This window comes from Microcystis sp. T1-4, assembly GCF_000297435.1.
GTDB lineage: Bacteria > Cyanobacteriota > Cyanobacteriia > Cyanobacteriales > Microcystaceae > Microcystis.
Map to the genome: position 1 here is coordinate 1 of NZ_CAIP01000139.1, position 19,320 is coordinate 19,320.

14 protein-coding genes are annotated in these 19,320 nt (G+C 41.5%); 7 read left to right on the forward strand and 7 right to left on the reverse strand.

The genetic code is table 11. The annotated features are described in order from the left end of the window. The first annotated feature begins 656 nt into the window (after positions 1-656). Complete coding sequence (locus MICAI_RS08100) at positions 657-1,370, forward strand: response regulator (RefSeq protein ID WP_008200225.1); 714 nt, start codon at positions 657-659, stop codon at positions 1,368-1,370. Positions 1,371-1,421: 51 nt separating this feature from the next. Here MICAI_RS08100 and MICAI_RS08105 read toward each other — a convergent pair whose 3' ends face one another. From MICAI_RS08105 to MICAI_RS27805, 3 genes are all read right to left on the reverse strand, one after another. After that, positions 1,422-2,423, reverse strand: coding sequence for a phosphoribulokinase (locus MICAI_RS08105; protein WP_002750016.1), 1,002 nt, complete (start codon positions 2,421-2,423; stop codon positions 1,422-1,424). Between the two features lie 895 nt (positions 2,424-3,318). After that, positions 3,319-5,139, reverse strand: coding sequence for an EAL domain-containing protein (locus tag MICAI_RS08110; protein ID WP_008200231.1), 1,821 nt, complete (start codon positions 5,137-5,139; stop codon positions 3,319-3,321). 248 nt (positions 5,140-5,387) lie between these two features. After that, on the reverse strand, positions 5,388-5,495 hold the full coding sequence (locus tag MICAI_RS27805) for an EAL domain-containing protein (protein ID WP_071989022.1): 108 nt from the start codon (positions 5,493-5,495) through the stop codon (positions 5,388-5,390). Positions 5,496-5,980: 485 nt separating this feature from the next. Here MICAI_RS27805 and MICAI_RS08115 point away from each other — a divergent pair, with 485 nt between their 5' ends. From MICAI_RS08115 to MICAI_RS08135, 4 genes are all read left to right on the forward strand, one after another. After that, positions 5,981-7,507, forward strand: coding sequence for a bifunctional aminoglycoside phosphotransferase/ATP-binding protein (locus MICAI_RS08115; RefSeq protein ID WP_008200232.1), 1,527 nt, complete (start codon positions 5,981-5,983; stop codon positions 7,505-7,507). Between the two features lie 56 nt (positions 7,508-7,563). Continuing rightward, on the forward strand, positions 7,564-8,127 hold the full coding sequence (locus MICAI_RS08120) for a Uma2 family endonuclease (protein WP_008200234.1): 564 nt from the start codon (positions 7,564-7,566) through the stop codon (positions 8,125-8,127). A 163-nt stretch (positions 8,128-8,290) separates the two neighbouring features. Next, a complete protein-coding gene (locus tag MICAI_RS08125) occupies positions 8,291-8,854 on the forward strand; it encodes a Uma2 family endonuclease (RefSeq protein WP_008200236.1) in 564 nt (187 codons plus the stop codon). 244 nt (positions 8,855-9,098) lie between these two features. Further along, on the forward strand, positions 9,099-11,150 hold the full coding sequence (locus tag MICAI_RS08135; protein ID WP_008200239.1) for an FAD-dependent oxidoreductase: 2,052 nt from the start codon (positions 9,099-9,101) through the stop codon (positions 11,148-11,150). A 315-nt stretch (positions 11,151-11,465) separates the two neighbouring features. On the opposite strand, the gene MICAI_RS08140 is transcribed toward MICAI_RS08135, so the two are convergent. The 4 genes from MICAI_RS08140 to dnaN all read right to left on the reverse strand — a co-directional run bounded on the left by MICAI_RS08140 (position 11,466) and on the right by dnaN (position 16,702). Then, a complete protein-coding gene (locus tag MICAI_RS08140; RefSeq protein WP_008200241.1) occupies positions 11,466-12,011 on the reverse strand; it encodes a hypothetical protein in 546 nt (181 codons plus the stop codon). A 23-nt stretch (positions 12,012-12,034) separates the two neighbouring features. Continuing rightward, a complete protein-coding gene (locus MICAI_RS08145; RefSeq protein WP_008200242.1) occupies positions 12,035-13,243 on the reverse strand; it encodes an XRE family transcriptional regulator in 1,209 nt (402 codons plus the stop codon). Positions 13,244-13,274: 31 nt separating this feature from the next. Beyond that, positions 13,275-14,834 (reverse strand): GmrSD restriction endonuclease domain-containing protein, encoded by a 1,560-nt coding sequence (locus MICAI_RS08150; protein ID WP_008200245.1) that lies wholly within the window; start codon positions 14,832-14,834, stop codon positions 13,275-13,277. A gap of 719 nt (positions 14,835-15,553) precedes the next feature. Next, the gene (dnaN, locus tag MICAI_RS08155) at positions 15,554-16,702 is read right to left on the reverse strand and encodes a DNA polymerase III subunit beta (protein WP_008200247.1); all 1,149 of its coding nucleotides are present in this window, start codon (positions 16,700-16,702) and stop codon (positions 15,554-15,556) included. A 404-nt stretch (positions 16,703-17,106) separates the two neighbouring features. Between dnaN and hemL the strand changes: the two genes are divergently transcribed. Further along, on the forward strand, positions 17,107-18,408 hold the full coding sequence (gene hemL / locus MICAI_RS08160) for a glutamate-1-semialdehyde 2,1-aminomutase (protein WP_039899836.1): 1,302 nt from the start codon (positions 17,107-17,109) through the stop codon (positions 18,406-18,408). Positions 18,409-18,933: 525 nt separating this feature from the next. Then, entirely contained in the window at positions 18,934-19,314 is a 381-nt protein-coding gene (locus MICAI_RS08170) for a DUF1830 domain-containing protein (RefSeq protein WP_008200251.1), read from the forward strand. Positions 19,315-19,320: the final 6 nt, after the last annotated feature.

The following is a 19,320-nucleotide window of genomic DNA, read 5'->3' on the forward strand; positions in this document are numbered from 1 at the left end:
TGCCTAAGTCCCAATAGGCTAAAAAATTAATTAAACCAGAGCTTGGTTCTATTCTAGGAAAATCCAAGCATCTCAAAGATAAGTAGGTGGGTGGAATTAAATATAAAATAAACGTAGGTTGGGTTGAAGCATGAAACCCAACGCCCGCATGGGTTATGCTACCGCTAACCCATCCTACAAATAATTGTGCCTACCTACTTATATTCTTCTTAAAATTATCTTGGCTCTTCTAGGTTCTGTGTGATATTTTTTGCCGATCAAATTCTGAAATGTTTACTGGGAAAGACTTTTAGGGCTATGTTGTGAATAAATAAACTATCAGTATAGGCCTCGTTTCCACACAGAAACCAGAAAAGCCAAATCCTTGCATAATCGAGATTTGAATGATATTATAAAGGAATAATTAAAGTAGAAAATTCTGGGTGATTTGGGTAGATTTGAGTATATTTTAGGGGAGGCTAAGTATATTTGCCATCTCTGCTTTTAGTAAGTATCAATAAAATCAACCGGAAAAAGGGGATTGCCGAATGAAGAATAAGAAAGCGGAATTCAGAGAAGGAAGAAGGGAGTGAAGTCAATGTTAAGGAGCGGCTCTAATAATCGAACAGCCAAAATTATCCAATCATCGCCTAATTCGGCGAAACTGGTCAAAAAATATGGATAAAGTGCGGGTTATCGTTGTAGAAGATCACGATTTAACCCGCATGGGCTTAGTGGTGGCTCTCCAGCATCGGGAAGGTATTCAAGTGGTAGGGGAAGCGATCAGTGGATTACAGGGACTGAAACTGCTAGAGGAGACTAAACCCGATGTGGCGATCATCGATATAGGTTTACCCATGATCGATGGGATCGAGTTAGTGCGACGCTTCAAACAAAATTGGGGCGAAGACCCCCTGGCCACGAAAATCCTTATGCTAACCATGCACAAAACCCCAGACCTGATTTTAGCGGCTTTTGGTGCTGGGGCTGATTCCTACTGTATGAAGGATATTAGCATCGATAAATTAGTCGAGGCGATTTATTCCACCCACGAGGGCAATCCTTGTATCGATCCTGCGATCGCAGATGTGGTTCTGCAACAAGTGCGCCAAAATTTTGCCGTCGGTGTGGCTACCGGGTCGAAAACAGTGGTAATTCACGGCCTTGACCCAGAATATCGTCAATTATTGGAAAATGCGCCCCTAACGGAACGAGAGCTAGAAATTCTCGATCTGATTGTCGCCGGTTGTAGTAATGCCGAGATTGCCGAGCGACTCTATATCACCATCGGCACGGTGAAAACCCATGTCCGCAATCTCTTAAATAAACTCTCTGTGGATGATCGGACTCAAGCGGCAGTGCTGGCCCTGCGATCGGGATTAGTAGATTAAAAAAAACGGCATCCTACCCGGGTAGGATGCCGGCTCGCTCAAAACCAAAAACTAGACTTGGGCCACCACTTTTGCTTCGGCTGCCATTAGTTTTTCGTAGGTTTCACGCATTTTGAGACCGACCAATACTTGGAATAAACCCGTACCATTGGTGGAACCGGGATAATCCTTGTGTTTGAGCAGTAATTCCGTCATTTCACCGTAGTATTTAGTGCCAGTTTTGCTCAAATGGCTTTCGATGTAGATCATTTCTTCTAGGTTATCGAATTGACCATCTAGTTCCAGAATCGACACTTCATTGCCCAAGAAGCCATCTGGACCATAGTAGAGTTTAATACCGGGATAAGTGCAGGTCAATTTACGACCACAGGGCCGCCAATCGATGGTGGAACCTTCATCAAACAGATAAGCGGGTTCAAAGTTTTCTACCCCTTCTTTCTGGATTAAACGGACTCGCAGTAATTTACTTTCGTGATCTTCAAGTAATTTGGTGGGCAGCACTTGAATCACCACGTCAGCGTACTGTCTTTGGGGATCGATATAGGCACTGAAATCGGGTTTTCTAGAATTAATGGCCGCCATCACATCATCATAGGTGTGACCGCGCTCGGCCATATCCCGTTGAATTTTCCAGTTAACTTTGACTTCATCGCTAATATCGAGATAAACGCTGAAATCTAATAGAGACCGGACTCGTTCATCATATAAGGGGTGTAGTCCCTCGATCACGATTACCTTATTCGGTTCGATGATTTCGGGGGGATCGATCATCCCCGTTTCATGATTATAAATAGGTTTATTAATGGCTTGACCTCCCTTGAGAGCTTTAATCTGCTCATACATTAGGTCAAAGTTATTCGCTTTCGGATTGAGTGCGGTGACACCCACCTCTTTTCTCTGTTTGCGATCGAGGCAATGGTAGTCATCTAAACAGATCACTGTCATAAACTCGGCCCCGAATAAATCGGTCAAACGACGTAAAAAAGTAGATTTCCCACAACCGGAGTCCCCAGCTACACCGATTAGAACCACGCGTTCCGGCTTATTGGCCATAGTTTCCCTCTAAATACACAACTAATTGTTAACCCTATAGTATTTGACATACCCCACGCCGTAAACGGACGTGGATTCTTCTCGCATCACTGCTGAGAATTTCTGGCTCAACGAGTCCACTTGAATTAGATTCCTGGCGAAATCCAACCCAGAGGTGGTTCTCTCCTCAGACTTTCGCGACCTTACAGAAGCCTGTTCTCGTATGCCCTACGATACAGTTCAAAACCTCTAAAATAATTGGTTTCTTTGGTACTTGACGCTGAGAGCTTTTACCTATAGGAGCATTCCCCTATAGAACCCCATAACTCTAGTTTTCAAGGTGCGTTCATCGGTTGATGACTGGGTTTTTTAAGCGGTTGCTTACCCTGCCCGCTATTCTTGATATCATACATCATATCAAGTCCCCCTAAAAGGGCGGGGCTTTAAACCCAATTTTTCGGTAATTAAACCTGACTCTGGATCCAGCAGTACCCCGCCGCCAGAAATTTCTGCTGCTGACAGGTTTGGCAAGAGCCCCACGCTAGAATGAGTAGGTATTTAATACTAGATTCTCTGTTCAGATCATACCAGAATCAGTGACCAAAATCAGTTATCAGTTATCAGTTATCAGTAAACAGTGATCAGTGAAAGGACAGCACTGTTAAGTAGGGATTGCTGAATAAATCTAAAAACCTTGTTGGATAAGGCTTTTAGACTTTTTTTCCCTGAAAAAGTGCCGACCATTGGAGTGATTGGGGGGAAAATTCAGGTAATTTTTCCCTGAAAATTAGGTAATTGACCACCTGAAAATGGGTAAAACCCCACACCCCACACCCTGCCCCTAGGAAAAGCTTTTTGCCGCAAACCCTATTTACTCCTCCTTACTGAAAACCCATATCTGATAACTGCTAACTGATCACTGATCACTGATTACTGAGAGGGTGCGGTGGATGTGGAGAAATTTAGTCATTTCCTCCGCTGCTAGGGGACCACTGATGCGATTGCCTTGCATTCTCTCACAACCTAATTCTTGCAGGATTTCTAATTGTTGCTGGGTTTCTACTCCCTTGGCGATCGCTATTAAGTTAAAACCTTTCGCTATCGCCAACAATGACGCGATAAAACGGGTATCTTGGGGATTATTAGTCAGGTTTTTCGTTAAAGATTGCTCTATTTTCAGTTTTTTCACGGGAAATTGACCGAGATAGGCGATCGATGCGTAACCGCTGCCAAAATCATCGAGGGTGATACTAATACCCAATTTCTGCAAATCCCCAAGAATTCGACTGGTTTCGCGGCTATTTTCCAGTAAACTTGTCTCGGTTATTTCCATCTCCAGAAAGAAAGGCCCGATTTTGCTTTCAGTCAAGACTTCTTTGAGGATGGTGAGCAACTGGGGATCCCGCAATTGGTGTGGGGAGAGATTGATCGAGAGGGGAGTGTATAATAATCCCCGCTGCTGCCATATTTGTGCCTGTTGACAGGCATTTTTCAGTACCCAACGATTAAGCTCAAAGATTAACTCGCTTTCTTCGACTAAGGGTAAGAAACGATGGGGAGCGATTAATCCGAATTGAGGGTGTAACCAGCGCAATAATACCTCTAACCCTTCCACTTGTCCCTGAGTAATATTAACTTGCGGTTGATAGTAAAGAGCTAATTCATTATTTCTGATGGCCTGATAGAGAAAATATTCAACTTTAGAACTACGAGGGTTTTTAGGTTGAACATTAACTGACTCTATCCTGGAGTTATTATTGATATTATTCTTGACCGCTACTAAATTTTCCTCCAGTTTCTGTAAAATTACTTTTCTATCTGTGCCGACGGAGGGACAGATAACTGAACCTAAATTTAATCGCACGGCTAGGGAGTGATTTTCGATTTCGTAATTCTTTTCTAGGTTTTTAATAATTCTTTGACTAACTTTTTCCAGATCATTAGCATTATTAATTTGTGGCAGCAGTATAATAAATTCGTCCCCTCCCCAACGAGCGACGATATCCCCTGATCGCAAATTTTTTCTTAACCGTTCACTGACGATTTTTAAGAGCTTATCTCCCAGTCGATAACCTAGTCGATTGTTGACATTCCTTAGCCCCTCTACGTCCACTAATAACAGACCGAGCAGTTGATTAGTTTTCTGGGCATTATTAATAGCATTTGACAGATATTCATTAAAGAGAGAATGGTTAGGCAAATCCGTGAGATCATCGAGGAAAGATTCGTCTTGAGTCCTGTGATCAAAACTAATAGTCTGGGATGGGGAATGATGGAGAATTAAGGTACTTTTGGCGTGGAAGTTATTCTGGCTATAATTGGCTTCATTTTCCGTCAGATCAACTCTTAACTGTCCCAAACTTTTAACAGGTGCTTGCTCTATTCTTTCTTGATTAGCTATTAAATGAAAACTGGCATTTATCTCACAACCAAAGTTAATTAAATCCCCATCTTTTAATTCATGAACTAAGCATTTAGCACCATTAACATAAAGACCATTATGACTTTTATTTCCCTCTAAATCCCCATCCAGAATCCAATAGGAAAAATTTTGGCGATCAATACTCTTTTTAATTAAAGTCGCATGATAGCGAGACGCGTGTTTAGAGCGAAGAACAATTTGATTATCGGACTTACGGCCGAGAGAATATTTTACGTCTTCTAGGGTAATTGTTCTTCTCCCTTGCGGATCTTCCACAATGAGGAGATAACGGGAATTGGATGAACCATTAATCATTTTTTCGGTGCCTCGACAAAATATAAGTTAATATGCTCCCTCAAAAGTCATGGCTTATTCGTCTTTAACTTAATTTATTTTCTCAATAAAGTGTTAGGTGTGATTCGGAACAGCTACTTAACAGGAATTGCGTCACATCTTCTGGTTTTAAGGCTGAGTCAACCAAAATCCTTGTACTTCTTCCAATTCTGTTCTAGGCCGATTATAGTCGATAACATGGCTAAATGCTCGGTTTTTTACGGTAAAGATTAGATAAAGGTTCGATCGATCTTCAAACTGTCGAGGGGATATTTATCAATATAACTTAAGAAGGAATAGCCGGCATCAAAATTATCTAAAACTAACTGTACCCCCAATTCCTTCGCTTCAAGCTGACCCCGCTCCCAGGCAGTCTGAACGAGTAATTTAGCTAGTCAACAGCTGACCGACAATCGGCAATTATCGGTCATCCTCAAACCAGTACAAATGTATGAACAACCCCCGGCAGCATCCCACTTGCCCCTAGACCTCTTGCAAAAATCAAAAATCTGACCTTAGGTGAGGAGTCAGGAGCCAGTAGTCAGGAGTCAGCAGAATTAAGAATGAGCATTAATCAATTAAATGCTCTATTTAGAGATTTTATGCAATTTTATGTCTATTTTTCTCATTTTTGCACTCTCGAAAATTAATTATGCAAGAACTCTACTTGCCACTTCCCCACGGTGGGGGGTAGAATCCCCCAAGAGTCCAAGATTAAGTGATAAAATCAGAAATAACGCCCAATTTTAGCAGAGATTTTCCCTTTAAAAATTCTCACTTAGTCAGTTTCAAAAATGAGATGTACCCCCGAGGAGTTCTCCCTATGGATAGCAACCGATTAATCGAAGAATTAAAAAATCCCGACTTTTATCCTCATGCAGTAAAAATTCCCGTTGAAATTATTCAAACCCATGCTTCAATTATCTTCTTGACGGGAGATTATGCCTATAAAGTCAAGAAACCAGTTAATTATAATTTTTTGGATTTCTCCACTTTAGAAAAGAGAAAATATTATCTAGAACAGGAACTAGAGTTAAATAAAAAAATAGCCGCCAATATCTATCGGGAAGTTTTGTCAATTAATGAAGAACAGGGTAGCATAAGTTTAAATGGCAAAGGAAAGGTGATCGAATACATTTTAAAAATGAATCAGTTTCCCCAAGAATGTTTACTGAGTAAAATTTTTGAACGGGGAGAACTAACGGAAAAAGCGATCGAGTCTTTGGCTGAAAAGGTGGCACAATTTCATCGGCAAGCTCTGACTAATTCCTATATTACTCAGTTTGGCAATTTGGAAATTGTTAAACAAGCTTTTGATGAAAACTACCAACAAACCGAGAAATATATTAATTTTGTCCAAACCCAAAAACAATACGATGAAACAAAAGCTTATACAGATAAATTCTTCGCAAAACACCAAGATTGGTTAGAGGAAAGACAAATAAAAGGGATGATTCGTGAATGTCACGGCGACTTACATTTAAATAATATCTGTCAGTGGCAGGGAGAAATACAATTATTTGACCGCATAGAATTTAATGAATCTTTTCGCTTCGTTGATGTCATGTATGATCTTGCTTTTACAGCCATGGATTTAACCGCTAGGGGGAGAGAAGATTTCGCTAATTTATTTGTCAATACTTATTTAGAACAAACCGCCGACTGGGAGGGTTTAAAAGTCTTGCCTCTCTACCTGACTAGACAAGCTTATGTGAGGGCAAAAGTCAATAGTTTTCTGCTTGATGGTGAGACTTTTTCCGAGAAAATTAAAGCCAATGCACAGGATTATTATCAATTAGCTTGGCAGTACACCCAACCGCAGAAACCGAGATTAATTCTGATGTCGGGATTTTCTGCATCGGGTAAAAGTACCATAGGGAAAGTAATTGCTAAAAATCTTAATGCTATTCAGATTCGTTCCGATGCAGTTCGCAAACATTTGGCTGGAATTGACTTAAATCAAACAGGAAGTCTAGATATATATAGTCTCGAAATGAGTCAAAAAACCTTCGCTAGACTGGCGGAATTAGCCAGAATTTTAATAGCTTTAGGTTATCCAGTTATTCTCGATGCACGCTACGATAAATATGCTTGGCGAGAACCCTTATTAACCTATGCCCAAAATTTACAGATTCCTTTTCATATTGTCCATTGTCACGCACCTATAGAAGTTTTAAAACAACGGATTGCCGCTAGAAAAGGCGATATTTCTGATGCTACTATCGAGGTTGTAAATGCCCAAATTGAGCAAACAGAACCTTTTAATGAAAAAGAACAACCCTATCTAATTTCCCTAGACACTACTAACCCCAATTGGCCAGAATTTTTAGAGAGTCAATTAGCTAAATAGCTTGAGATGCACCCAATGATATAGCCATTCTTATAAAGTAGCAAGAAGGAGAAGCGATGGAAACTGTAGTGTTAAATCTAGAGACAGTTAATTTGACTGATGAACAATTTTATCATCTCTGTCAGGACAATCAAACATGGAATTTAGAACGTAATCAGAAAGGAGAATTATTAATTATGCCTCCCGTGGGTGGAAATACTGGTAAACAAGAAGCTAATTTGATTGTTAAAGTGGGGGTATGGAACGAGCAAACTCAACTTGGTGAGGTGTTTAGTTCTTCGACAATTTTTCGTTTACCAAAGGGAGGCTATCGTTCTCCTGATGTTGCTTGGATAAAACGGGAGAGATGGGAAGCTTTAAGCGCAGAAGAGCGAGAAAAGTTCCCCCCTTTATGTCCCGATTTTGTGATTGAATTACGTTCTCGTACTGATTCCTTAACCTCTTTACGCGAAAAGATGCGCGAATATTTAGCCAGTGGTTTACGTTTGGGTTGGTTGATTAATCCGCAACAGCAGCAGGTGGAAATCTACCGACTAAATGATGGTGTGGAAATTATTAATTTACCTGCTACTTTATCTGGGGAAGATGTCTTACCCGGATTTGTTTTGCATTTAACCTAAGAAGGATTGAGTACCCAGACAGAATTAATTACACATATTTTTCCCTGAACTGATAACTGATACAGCAGTTCTGGCGTTCCCTAAAACCAGAGACTTCCCACCTCACCATTAAGATAACTGCTATGAGTTATAGTGTATAAAGTAGCAAAAAGTAGAAGTGATTATGGAAACTGTAGTGTTAAATATCGAGACAGTTAATCTGACCGATGAACAATTTTATCATCTCTGTCAGGACAATCAAACATGGAATTTAGAACGTAATCAAAAAGGAGAATTATTAATTATGCCTCCCGTGGGTGGAAATAGTGGTAATCGAGAAGCTGATTTAATTGCTGATGTAACGATTTGGAATCGTCAAAGTAATTCTGGTAAAGTCTTTAGTTCTTCGACAATTTTTCGTTTACCAAAAGGAGGATATCGTTCTCCTGATGTTGCTTGGATAAAACGGGAAAGATGGGAAGCTTTGAGCGCAGAAGAGCGAGAAAAGTTCCCACCTTTATGTCCCGATTTTGTGATTGAATTACGTTCTCGTAGCGATTCCTTAACCTCTTTACGCGAAAAGATGCGCGAATATTTAGCCAGTGGTTTACGTTTGGGTTGGTTGATTAATCCTCAACAGCAGCAGGTGGAAATCTACCGACTAAATAGCGGTGTGGAAATTATTAATTTGCCTGCGATTTTATCCGGGGAAGATGTCTTACCTGGGTTTGTTTTGAATTTAACCTAAGAAGGATGACAGGGAATAACAAAGGGAATGAGACACAATCAGGATATCTCTATTTTGTCAAGACATTTCCAGAAAAGCGATCGATTGTCAGCTTGAAGGTGTATAATCTCTCAAAGGCCAGCATCAAGCTACAAAGTTCTCAATATATCCCAAAAAAAACAATTAGGATTTCAGGAACAGATGCTCTGGCTTCTTCTTCAAATAAAGAGGAAACTCTCAGCCACAACATTGATATTTGTCAATAATGTCCCCTAAAATTTTCAATCATCACTTTACTCCCCTCAAATCCCTCTCTCTGGGATTATTTCTCCTACAAGCTTTCACTCCCCTTACCCTAGCGGCCCCCCCGCGAGAACCGGATCAAACCGTCGGCTGTGATATTCTGGTGGTGGGTGGTGGTTTAGCCGGTGCCGGTGCAGCCTACGAAGCCTTATTATTAGGAAAAACCGTCTGTTTAACCGAGATTACTGACTGGGTGGGGGGACAGATATCTTCTCAGGGAACCTCCGCATTAGATGAAAGACGCACACAAAGAGAAAAATTATTTTTCCCGAAAGGTTATCTAGAATTTAGGGAAAGAATTAGAAAGCATTACGGCAAACAAAACCCTGGAGAATGTTGGGTAAGTGGGTCTTGTTTTTTCCCTTTTGATGGACATAAATTATTATTTCAACAGTTAGAAGACGCTGCCAAAAAAGGCAAAGGAACCCTGAAATGGTTTCCCTCCACGGTAGTCAAAGAATTAAATATTGAAACTTTACCCAATCGCGGCACCGGTCAACAGATTACCAGTGTAATTGCCATTCAACATAGTCCCGCAAAAGGTACTCCTCCCCTAAATACCGAGTTTTTATCGCAAAAAATGGAGGATATCTATCGCTACGAAAATTCTCCCCGTTTTGATAAAAAAATCCTCCGTTTTGTCTCCAAATCCTCCCAACCGAATCAATTAGCAGATTGGTATGTGATTGAAGCGACCGAAACCGGAGAAATCATCGGATTATCAGATATTCCCTACCGTTTAGGGGTCGATAAGCGCAGTTATCTCGAACCTTCTTCCTCTAGTGTCACTGGCGACCCCTACTGTACCCAAGGCTTTACCTATACCTTCGCCATGGAGGAAACAGAAAAACCCCAAACCCACAAGAAACCCGTTTATTACGAACGCTATGCCCCCTATTTTAGCTATGAATTGCCGCGATTAGCCGATTTTGACCTAGTTTTCACCTATCGTCGTATCTGGAGTCCACAACTGGGTAAAGAGAAAACCTTTGGGGGAATTACTTTTACCGAACCCGTCCCGGGGGATATCTCCATGCAGAATTGGACTTGGGGAAATGATTATCGTCCGGGGACTGCAAAGGATAACTTTATCTACACCCGTGAACAGTTGCAAGAGTTAGGACAGTTATCTCCCGGGGGATGGATGGGAGGATTACGCACAGAAACCCTCGCAAGGGGCGAAGAACACGCCATTTCCTACTATTATTGGTTAGTAGAAGGGATCACCGATTCCCAGTTAGGGGACGGGGTAAAAGTTCCCCATTTGAATAACCGTTATCTGTCTGGTTTTGATTCTCCCATGGGAACTGCCCACGGTTTGTCAAAATATCCCTATATTCGGGAAGCAAGACGGATTATCGGTCGTCCTTCCCTGACTTTCCCCACTGGTTTTACCGTCACAGAAATCGATATTTCCCGACAAAATTTTCAAAGCGATTTCTATCGTCAAAATCTTTCCCCGGCAGAATATCGGCGCTTAATTGCCACCTTGGCAGGATTAGAGGGATTTTCCGTACTTGATGGCACATTATCCCCCGATCAGGCCGTTAAACGCAAGCGATCGACTATTTACCCCGATTCCGTCGGTATCGGCCACTATGCGATTGATTTTCATCCCTGCATGACGGAACATCCCCCCGAAAAACCGGGTAATACAGAAAAAGCAGGAGAAAGACAGGGACAGGGCCAAGCTTACCCCTTCGAGATCCCTTTAAGGGCTATAATTCCCCAAAAAATCGATAATTTACTGATAGCGGGTAAAAGTATCGCTCTCAGTCATATTGCCGCAGCCGCCTATCGTGTCCATTCCTTCGAGTGGTCTTCCGGGGTAGCTGCCGGCATCACGGCAGTGTATGCTTTAAATAATAATGTACTGCCCTATCAATTAGTAGAAAGTGATTTTCTCATCGGCAATCAACAATTGCGAGAATTACGGCAAAAAATCGACGCTAGTGGTAATCCCACTGTGTTCCCCGATGCCTCAATTTTCCGGTCGATGGATAATTGGTATTAATTAGGGTCTGCTGAAAAAGTTTGTTGGTGGGGTTAGGAGTCAGTAGCCGGTCGTCAGTAGCCGGTCGTCGGGAGTTTCAGGCTTTTTTGCCCTCTCTTTTTGTGCCAATTTTGTACTATAAGAAGGATAATGCAAGGTTTTTGATGGTCCCAATCCGATTTTCGCAGCATGAACATCGGATTTTAACAGGTCAAAAGCCTTATTTTAAAAGGGTTTTACCATTATTCAGCAAGCCCTAATTAACCAGAGTTCGGGATAAAATCGAGTGTTTTTGGAAAATTATCTAAAAATTTGACCAGTTATACCAGTATTTTTCTAATTCTGGGTAATGCTCGCCCACCAATTCGCCAGAGGATGTTCTCGCGGGGGTGAATATCGTCCTTTGACTCGAACCGATTTGAGAACGTTTTTCAAATCTTGATCGCTAATCTTATTTTTTTCCGCCCAATATTGCAGAATTTCCGGAGTCGAGAGGATTTCTAGGTTTGGTTTTTCCCGTCGAAATAAGTTCGTTGCCTGTTTGTCATCCGTCGCAATTGCCCAGCCTCTGGAAATAGCGATCGCTCCGCTTGCCGACTCTCCATCATCTTTTAAAATAGCGACATAATTGACAAAAAGATCAGTTTCTGATTCGGATTCAAAATCAACAATTTGGATGATTTTGTTTTTAACCGATTCATCTAGCTGGAGTCTGTCACTTTCTTCAAAGCGATCGAAGTTAATCAATTCCTCTTCCCAAACTGTTTGCGCTATTGTAATTTGAGTGGGAATAGCCGTAATGATTTCTAAAAAACAACCAGAAGCTATCAGATTAAAAACACAACAGGCATCGAAAACAATAGGGGAGGATCGCTTCAGCATAAGGTTAATAGCCTCTCCCCTACTTATTTGATTTTAGTTAAATCAATATCTCTGTAGTCTTCGGTTAATTCCTGTGATGGTTCACGCAATATCTCGGCGAGCCGACGAGCTTCTAGGCGATCAACACCTAAAAAATGAGCGAAAGCACCTTCAGTAATTAGTTCTCGATTGTAAGCCTCGATCGCTAAATGTTGATAATGAGTAGGAGTTAAATCGTAGGATCTATTAGGATTATTTTCTAAGCCTAGTTCCTGTTGCGCTTTTCGGATTTTAAATCCACTATCCTTTAATCTGTTATAAGTACCCGATGGCAGCAATTGCATTTCTTCCAATCGATAGCATAGTGCTTGTATCGAAACACCGTAGTAATGAGCTAAGGTAATTAAATGGGTAGGAGTAAATTTACCTTGTGATCGTTTAATGTCATTATAACGTTTCAGTAAGCTACTGGTGGGCATGAGAAAATATTTCGGAAAAGCTTCCGCCAATTGTTCACTTTTAGGCATTCTTTGATATTCATCGAGATAATCAATCACGGGTTGATAACGATGGGCTAAAAAATGTAGATAACCGTGGGCTAATGACCACAGTTGACGTTCTCGCGGGTGATTAGCGTTAATTGCGATACAAGCTCCTATGGTTTCATTGTAACTGTACATTTCTGAGCATTTCGATTGGGAAGGCATGGGCAGATAAAAAATTCTGATTCCCACTTCTTGCTCTAAAATATCTCGTAATAGCGAAATCGGTTTATCTCCTAAACCTAATCGTTGTCTTTCGGCATTGGCGATACTTTCGGCGATAATATTAATGGGAAAAGTATCATCTAGATGATATTCGGGGGGATAGTTACGGGGTAAAGGCGACTTCATTAGTTCTTCTAATTCAAGGTAATTTTGACAGAATTCTTGGAAGCGCAAGATCACAGACTGTATTTCCGTTTTTTCCGCTTCACCACGACGAGAAGCGGAACGAAATTGTACCTCGAAAGATTCAATCGGAGGGGTTAAGACAAGAAAATCACTAACATTTTTACCGTAAGTGCGAGCGAGTTTTACTAATTCTGAGGATTTGAGACGGCGCTCCCCTTTTTCAATCGCGACTAGGGTTGTCCGCGCCACCTCGATAATTTTTGCCGCCGCTTCTTGCGTCATGCCGCGCTGTTCTCTCGCTTGTTTGAGTCGTTTTCCTAAGTCGTTGAGATTAATGCGATCGAGGATATTATTCGTCATGATTGTAATTCTCGATTTTCGTTAAATAAAGTTAGTTTTTATAGCCTGTATTACAATAAGGATGGGTAACTTGTCCATTATCTACATTTGCCGAACCTCCATCTCGTTTGCGTTTTTTATGATCGATGGAAATAGAGTTACAGTGAATCAGTCCGTTGCAAATTTGACAACGCGGAGCTTGTGAAAATGTTTCCAAGATAAAAATTTCACTCTTTTGGTCTTGACTAAAATTTTGTGATACTGCTGATGTTGAAGTTGGCAAATCATGGCTATATCCGATTTTTAAGTAATTAAAATTATTATTTACAATATCTTCTAGAATAAAATCTATTTTTTTATTACTCTTTAAACCTTCAACAATTTTCAACCAAAACTCAGCAATAGGTCTATAGCTTTTTTGAACAGAGCGATATTTGCTCATGATTTGGGAAACTAAGTAATTATAGTCAAATAAAAATTGCTCAAATTCTGCTCGGATATTTATGAAGCCATTTAAATGCTTTGTTTCTACTAGCTTGATAACAAAATAAACAGTTGCGAGAAAAGAAACCGTACGGTATCTTCCGGATCGAGAATAACAATACAGTAACGGATGTAAGCCAAGAGACGAAGGATGATTACTATTAAACCGTTGAGCAACTTTTTTAGCTTGTTTCAAAAAATTTATCGTTGTTTCTCCTGTTTCATCATTCTCAATATTTGGATTTTCATCTTCAACATGATTGGCAATATTAACAAAAGTGAGAATCATGGATAAGGTTTCATTAGAGTATAGCTTTCCGCACACTGGCAAATCTAAAGTTTTAATAGGAGTTTGTAGAGGTGGTTTAAATAGTATATTGTTAATCTCTTTAGCCAGTTCTTGTACTTGACACTGCTTTTCCTTAGAAAAGCTTGACCAATATTTATGCCCCGTTCCACTATTTATAATTGCTCGTGTTGCAATACTGTTTGGCTTTCTTCTGGATCTCAACAGCTTAATTTCAGTTGTATCAAGCGGAGTAGATTGTTGATTTATTTTAAAAAAAGAATCTTCAGCTTTTTCTGAATTTCCTTCAACCCATTGAAGCTGAATGGCTAATACTCCTAGCTCTCTAGCATTATTGACAATATCATCCCTAACTTTATCTGGGTTTTCTAAAGCTAGTTTGAAGTTCTGATACGATCCAACTTTTTTATCGATCAGTTTTCTGGTTCTATCGGCTATATTTAATTGTTCATCAGGAACAATACCATTATAAAAAGGCTTTGATATTAAACCATCTCCGTAGTCATCATTTACCCACGCTATCAATGAACTTAATCGATGACTGCCATCTATAACAAAAATTAATCCACTTTCACTACGCCATAAAATAATAGCTGGGATCAAATCACCTTCTACGAAACTTTTAATAAACTGACATACTCGTTCTTCATCCCATTCATTCGTCTCTCTTTGAAAGTCGGGCTTACGAACAGCGGGAAAAAAAAATGAATCAGGTGTAATATCCCTAATAGCGATAGACTCTATTTTCTTAATTGCTTTAGTGCTGGCTTTGATTTCAAAGTCTTCTCGCGGAATTAAAGCATCCAGATTAACTTTAACCATAAGTCTGTCGTGCGGGTAGAGAAAGGTAATAATGTCGTACAGGCGATCTCTTAATATATTAACTCTTTTATGCTGACATTGTTAGAAATTTATGGGTTTTTTGCAGGGTGAGAGCATCTCAAAAGCTATTGACAATTGGCCAATTTTGTGGTCCGCGTGGGTATTTCAGGTGATACCAGTCAATCAGAATAGTTACGAAATCTTAACATTTGGTCGATTTTTGCTTAACAATTGAGATGGCAAATTCTCCTCAAATATTCCTGAATCGTCCTCTGGGTAAGCAACTCACACAAAGTTCATTTTGTCAAGGATTGTTAAGATGCGCTTGCCCTGGGGTTTTTGGGGTTAAATGTCAGTTCTGGGTACTAACCAATCGAAAAAACAGTTTTTTAAAATCGATTTTGTCAACTTTTCCTTTTTTAGGGATAAATTTCAGACAATACCTGCAAAAAAAAAACATAATTCATAAGACTTGCATGAGTAGAAAACGGGTTTCTCCGAGAAACCCGTTTTCTGTGCGTTACTCAACGGATTTAGTATAACTTGTGATCACTCTCGAAAGCAAAATCGGATTATCGCTATAATCCGAAGGATAAAGTTATCGCACTCGTTTTCCTTTTCCAGATTCTCGCGATACCTTTTAATTAGCATTTTTAGGGGTTGGGACTAACAACCCCTAATTGTTAGACAAGCTATTGATAATCGCTTCTAGAGAAAAATTACTGACGAATTTGTACCGGCATCACCAAATAGGTCATCTTTAAACCTCCCAAGGGGGTAAAAATAACCGGTTGGGTACTAGCATTTAACTGCATTTGGATATCATTATTGGGTAAAGCCTTCAAACCGTCCATCAAATATTTAACATTAAAGGCAATATCGCCACTTTCTCCCTGAATTTCCGCCGCCATGGACTCTTTGGCGCTACCTAAATCAGGAGATTCCACCGCTAGGGATAAACGGTCATTTTCGCTATCGAGACTAAACTTGACTAAATTATTCTTTTGGTCCGATAAAACCGCCACTAATTCCAAACAACGGATTAACTGTTTGCGGTCTAAAACCAAAGAACGCTCGAAGGATTTAGGAATTAACTGATTATAAGTGGGATAGGCCCCTTCTAACTTACGACTGGTTAACCTCTGTTCCCCCATTTCAAAGATGACTTGAGAATCATCCACGTGCAGAGTAATAGTCTCGATATTTTGTTTTGTTGACATCATTCTTTCCAATTCTCGCAGGGCCCGGGCCGGAATGGTGACATTAAAGCCACCAGAGGCACTTTCCACCTCCTCTAGGGGAGTTTGTACCACCGCTAAACGATGACCGTCTGTAGCGGCAAATTCTAGACAATCGACGGTTTTAGTTAAATGTACCCCCGTCAACACCTGTTTAGTTTCATCGCCACTAGCGGCAAACAATGCACCTTTTAGTCCCTCTGTCAAGGCAACTATAGGTAAATTAACAATTTCTCCATCGGCCACCGTGGGCAATTCTGGGAACTCATCGGCCTTCATGCCGCGAATTTGGAACTGTGCCGAGGCGGTTTTCAGGAAAGCGAGACTATGCTCCTCATCATTCTCGTTTTCTTCCACAGAGATGGTGATTTCCCCCTCTCCCAAACGAGAGACAATATCGTTAAGCAATTTTGCCGGCAGGGTAATTTTGCCCCCTTCCACCACTTCGGCCCGAAAACTGGTGCGAATCCCTAAACTCAAATCAAAAGCAGTCAGGCTAATTTCGCCCTTTTCCTCATCGGCACAAAAGAGAACATTTCCCAACACCGGATGGGTAGGACGACTGGCAACGGCCCGACTAACTAGGGATAAATTGCTGTTGAGTTCGCTTTGACTACTGGTAAATTTCATAGCAGGAATAGTTTTTTTGTACGCTAAAAAATAATAGCAAGAATTCCCCTGTGGAAAATCTGTGGAAAACCTGAGCTTTTTTTGATCGCTCTTTCCGGGCTAAAATCTATCAATAGCAATAACTTCGCCCATTGCTAGGTTTTTCTGGCCATTCTGAAAAGATTGTGGAAAAATTGTCAAAAGTGAAATTTTCGCCCCTTCTCAGCCAATTACATCAACTGTTAACCATCAAGCTACAAGTTAAGAATAGCGAGACTTGAGCCGACCAGCATCTTTCTTTGGGAAAAAATTGCGTAAAATGTAGGCTGGTGATCTTTAAAATGGAACAAGCAGCAGGAAGTTAACAAAACAAAACTCCGGGCATTCCCCGGAATCGATAGACTCAAATAGACAAGGAGACAGGATTGGTTAGCACATCTTCGTATCAAACAACAAAATCGAAAGAAATCTTTACAGCCGCTCAAAAATTAATGCCGGGGGGTGTAAGTTCCCCCGTGCGGGCCTTTAAATCCGTCGGTGGGCAACCCATCGTTTTTGAAAGCGTCAAAGGGGCCTATATTCGCGACGTGGACGGTAACGAATACATCGACTATGTGGGAACTTGGGGGCCGGCTATCTGTGGTCATGCCCATCCCGAAGTGATTGCCGCCCTACACGAGTCCCTAGATAAAGGGACCAGTTTCGGCGCTCCCTGTGTCCAAGAAAATATTCTCGCTGAAATGGTGATTGATGCTGTTCCCAGCATTGAAATGGTGCGTTTTGTCAATTCTGGCACCGAAGCCTGTATGTCCGTCCTGCGCTTAATGCGGGCTTTTACCGGCCGGGATAAAATCATCAAATTCGAGGGCTGTTACCACGGTCACGCCGATATGTTCCTGGTTAAAGCCGGCTCTGGTGTAGCCACCCTGGGCCTACCCGACTCGCCGGGGGTTCCCAAAACCACCACTAACAACACTTTAACCGCCCCCTACAATGACCTGGAAGCGGTAAAAGCCCTCTTTGTCGAAAATCCCGACTCTATCGCTGGGGTGATTTTAGAGCCAGTGGTGGGTAATGCCGGCTTTATCGTGCCGGATGCCGGCTTTTTAGAGGGATTGCGGGAATTAACCAAAGAATACGGGGCTCTATTAATGTTTGATGAGGTAATGACCGGATTCCGCATCGCCTACGGTGGCGCTCAGGAAAAATTCGGCATCACCCCCGATTTAACCACCCTGGGCAAAGTTATCGGCGGTGGGCTGCCGGTGGGGGCCTACGGCGGTCGGGCCGATATTATGGCGATGGTGGCTCCGGCCGGTCCAATGTACCAAGCGGGAACCTTATCCGGCAACCCTTTGGCCATGACGGCGGGAATTAAAACCCTCGAGTTACTCCAGCGCCCCGGCACCTACGAATATCTCGATAAAGTGACTAAATCCTTAACTGAAGGGCTGCTGAAAGTGGCTAGAGATGCTGGTCATAGCGTTTCTGGGGGTCATATCAGTGCCATGTTCGGGATGTTTTTTACTGGCACCCCTGTGCATAATTATGAAGATGCCAAAAAGGCCGATGTGGCTAAATTTGGTCGTTTTCACCGGGGAATGTTGGAAAGAGGCGTTTATCTAGCTCCTTCCCAGTTTGAAGCTGGTTTTACTTCCTTAGCTCACACAGAGGCCGATATCGAACGGACTTTGGCCGCCGCTAAAGAGGTTTTAGCAGGTTTATAGTTAATACTGCTTCGGCCGGGAAAATCGATTGATAGAGTCCCAAGTATGGATGAGTTGACATCTCCCCGCTTGCAAAAGACGGGGATTCTCCGGGGAAATTTGCCGAGAAACCCCGAACAATCGAGGGATTATTATCCCCAGCACTGTAAAACTTATCAGTCTAACCACAGGCCGACCCTTTTTAGTCAACCAGATGGAGGAGACCATGAGCAAGCGGTATCTAACTTGACAAAAATTACCTCGGTTTTTATAATCCTGAAACCGTTAACAAAATTGAGCGATAAATAGCCCCGCAAAAAATCAAGAAAAACAGCAAAAAACCCCAGTTCCCCCCTTGACAAATAGCCAAAACTAGGCATTAGTTAAATTTAATGATTTTTTAATAAAAACCGCTTTCTATCACCAGAAAAAGCTATCGGTAGATTTTTATCAGAGTAATGTAATCATCTTTACAACTATCGGGGATCAAAGGATGTTACGGTGAAGGAGCGATGACAAACCCACTTTAAGATCACCCCGATTGCTATGGCACAAATTCTCGATCCCCTCCCCAACGGCAAGAAAAATAGTATTCTTTGTTGTTATGTCAATGCGACCAGTCATATTCAAATTGTTCGCATCACCAATATTGCTAACTGGTATTTTGAAAGGGTGGTTTTCCCCGGACAGCGTTTAGTATTTGAGACCCTAGCGGATGCTTTCTTAGAGATTCACACGGGGATGATAGCCAGTGCTATCCTTTCCGATAACATCCCCTGTGAGCGCCTTTATATCAGCGATGGGGATGACGATGACTCCGAGGGTCAACTAGACGGGGAAATATTCTACCCCCATTCCCTAGAGGAAAGTCAAGGGGCGAAAATTGACAATACCGTACCCTTCAGTTTAACTTTAGCTTCCGCCTAGCTAATA

What these genes read in the sequence shown, in the direction of transcription:
- MICAI_RS08145 (WP_008200242.1), bottom strand. Translation starts at nt 13,243, where the DNA reads ATGACGAATAATATCCTCGATCGCATTAATCTCAACGACTTAGGAAAA.
- MICAI_RS08100 (WP_008200225.1), top strand. Translation starts at nt 657, where the DNA reads ATGGATAAAGTGCGGGTTATCGTTGTAGAAGATCACGATTTAACCCGC.
- MICAI_RS08140 (WP_008200241.1), bottom strand. Translation starts at nt 12,011, where the DNA reads ATGCTGAAGCGATCCTCCCCTATTGTTTTCGATGCCTGTTGTGTTTTT.
- MICAI_RS08135 (WP_008200239.1), top strand. Translation starts at nt 9,099, where the DNA reads ATGTCCCCTAAAATTTTCAATCATCACTTTACTCCCCTCAAATCCCTC.
- MICAI_RS08120 (WP_008200234.1), top strand. Translation starts at nt 7,564, where the DNA reads ATGGAAACTGTAGTGTTAAATCTAGAGACAGTTAATTTGACTGATGAA.
- dnaN (WP_008200247.1), bottom strand. Translation starts at nt 16,702, where the DNA reads ATGAAATTTACCAGTAGTCAAAGCGAACTCAACAGCAATTTATCCCTA.
- MICAI_RS08115 (WP_008200232.1), top strand. Translation starts at nt 5,981, where the DNA reads ATGGATAGCAACCGATTAATCGAAGAATTAAAAAATCCCGACTTTTAT.
- MICAI_RS08105 (WP_002750016.1), bottom strand. Translation starts at nt 2,423, where the DNA reads ATGGCCAATAAGCCGGAACGCGTGGTTCTAATCGGTGTAGCTGGGGAC.
- MICAI_RS08125 (WP_008200236.1), top strand. Translation starts at nt 8,291, where the DNA reads ATGGAAACTGTAGTGTTAAATATCGAGACAGTTAATCTGACCGATGAA.
- MICAI_RS08110 (WP_008200231.1), bottom strand. Translation starts at nt 5,139, where the DNA reads ATGATTAATGGTTCATCCAATTCCCGTTATCTCCTCATTGTGGAAGAT.
- MICAI_RS08170 (WP_008200251.1), top strand. Translation starts at nt 18,934, where the DNA reads ATGGCACAAATTCTCGATCCCCTCCCCAACGGCAAGAAAAATAGTATT.
- MICAI_RS08150 (WP_008200245.1), bottom strand. Translation starts at nt 14,834, where the DNA reads ATGGTTAAAGTTAATCTGGATGCTTTAATTCCGCGAGAAGACTTTGAA.